This window comes from Streptomyces sp. NPDC001920 (assembly GCF_053594495.1).
In genome coordinates, this window is the sequence record NZ_JBSFEP010000053.1 from 1 (window position 1) to 1917 (window position 1917).

Below are 1917 nucleotides of genomic sequence, written 5' to 3' on the forward strand. Positions count from 1 at the left end.
AACGATCGTTTGCCGACAAGCAAGGCTGGCCCGGAGGTCATCACTTCCTGGGCGGCTGGTAGTTGTAGGACCTGATCGACGGGATACGGTTCCGCACGCAGGCGGGTGTGCTGTGGCGGGACGTGCCCAAGCGGTACGGTCCGTGGCCCCGGGTGTACGACCTGTTCCGTCGCTGGCAGCGGGATGGCATGGGGAAGCGGATCCTGACCGCGCTGCAGGCCGCGACGCGGACAGGCTGATGCTGTTCCCATGTGCGTACCAACGGACCGCACCGGACCTCCGGTTCCCGCGGTGACACGCCCGTTGCGGCGCCGGCCCAGGCGGTGGTCTGTCTCCGCGTCAGCGGCCCATCGCGGTCTCGCGGTTCATGCGTGACAGCTTCTCTGGATTGCGGACGGCGTAGAGGCCGGTGATGAGGCCGGCGTCTAGGCGGAGGGCCACGATCGTGTCGATCCGGGCGTCGCGGCGGATGATCAGGGCCGGGTGGCCGTTCACCAGGGTCGGTTGCAGCAAGGCGCCGCTGAGCCTGGCCAGGACCTCGATCACGTCGGCCACGCCCACCACCGGTTCCACGGCGGCCCGGACGACTCCGCCGCCGTCCGTCAGGAGGACGACGTCCGGGGCGATCATGTTGAGGAGCTGGGTCAGGTCACCTGTTTCCACCGCTTGCTGGAAGGCCGCGAGCGCGTCGCGGGTCTGGGACGGGGAGACCCTCTCGCGAGGGCGGCGCGCGGCGACGTGGGTGCGGGCGCGGTGCGCGATCTGGCGGACGGTGGGCGGGGTCTTGTCGACGGCCTGCGCGATCTCGTCGTAGTCCAGGTCGAAGACGTCCCGCAGCACGAACACGGCACGCTCGGTCGGCGTGAGGGTCTCCAGCACGAGGAGCATCGCCATGGAGACGCTGTCCGCGAGCTCGACGTCCTCGGCCACGTCAGGCGCGGTGAGCAGCGGCTCGGGCAGCCACGGGCCGACGTAGGACTCCTTGCGGCGGCGGAGTGTGCGAAGGCGGGTCAGGGACTGGCGGGTGGTGATGCGGACCAGGAAGGCGCGTGGGTCGCGGACGGTGGTGTGCTCGACGCCCGACCAGCGCAGCCACGTCTCCTGGAGGACGTCCTCGGCGTCGGCCGCCGAGCCCAGCATCTCGTAGGCCACCGTGAACAGCAGATTGCGGTGGGCGACGAAGGTGTCCGTGGCCGTGGTCGTGGCCGCCCCCGCATCGGTACCGGCATCCCTGTCCGCCATCGTCAGCTCCCGGTTTCTGTCGCGCTACGTATGGTGCGTGTCGTACACGGGACGCCGTTGGCCCCAGTTCTGTGACAGTCGCACCCCGTGGCCCACATCACATCCGCCCCGTGTCACAGGAGCGCGGCCCCCGGCGCCTCATGGGCATCAGCCACACGATTCCGCGAGTGAGGAAGCCCCCATGGAAACCCGTATGAACCTCTTCGACACCGAGCTCGGCACGAAGGTCGGGAAGCGGATCTACGCCGTCAGCCAGGTCATCCAGGAGTCGCCGCTGCCCAAATCCACCCAGGGATTGGTCCAGCTGCGAGCCAGCCAGATCAATGGGTGCGGCTTCTGCGTCGACATCCACAGCAAGGACGCCGCCGCGGCCGGCGAGGACGCGGCTCGGCTCAGCCTCGTCGCCACCTGGCGGCACTCCACGGTGTTCACCGACGCCGAACGGGCCGCGCTGGCCCTCACCGAGGAGGGCACCCGCATCATCGACGGACATGGAGGGGTCACTGACGAGACCTGGGCCCAGGTGCGCAAGCACTACGGCGAGGAGCAGGCTATCGCTCTCGTCTCCCTCGTCGCCATGATCAACGCGACCAACCGGCTCGGCGTGATCCTCAACAACCAGGGTGGATCCTACGTGCCCGGCAACCTGACCACCGTCGCCGGTTGACGCACCGA

Annotated in this window: 3 protein-coding genes; 2 read left to right on the plus strand and 1 reads right to left on the minus strand. The window is 69.1% G+C overall.

The window, feature by feature from the left end; genetic code table 11:
- The first annotated feature begins 83 nt into the window (after window positions 1–83).
- Window positions 84–239, plus strand: coding sequence for a transposase (locus ACWCPI_RS38875; protein ID WP_451042669.1), 156 nt, complete (start codon window positions 84–86; stop codon window positions 237–239).
- A 100-nt stretch (window positions 240–339) separates the two neighbouring features.
- Here the strand turns inward: ACWCPI_RS38875 and ACWCPI_RS38880 are convergent, their stop codons facing one another.
- Window positions 340–1242 (minus strand): RNA polymerase sigma-70 factor, encoded by a 903-nt coding sequence (locus ACWCPI_RS38880; RefSeq protein WP_451042667.1) that lies wholly within the window; start codon window positions 1240–1242, stop codon window positions 340–342.
- A gap of 181 nt (window positions 1243–1423) precedes the next feature.
- Between ACWCPI_RS38880 and ACWCPI_RS38885 the strand changes: the two genes are divergently transcribed.
- Window positions 1424–1909 carry a carboxymuconolactone decarboxylase family protein gene (locus ACWCPI_RS38885; protein WP_451042668.1) on the plus strand — a complete coding sequence of 162 codons (486 nt, stop codon included), beginning with the start codon at window positions 1424–1426 and terminating at the stop codon, window positions 1907–1909.
- The last annotated feature ends 8 nt before the right edge of the window (window positions 1910–1917 follow it).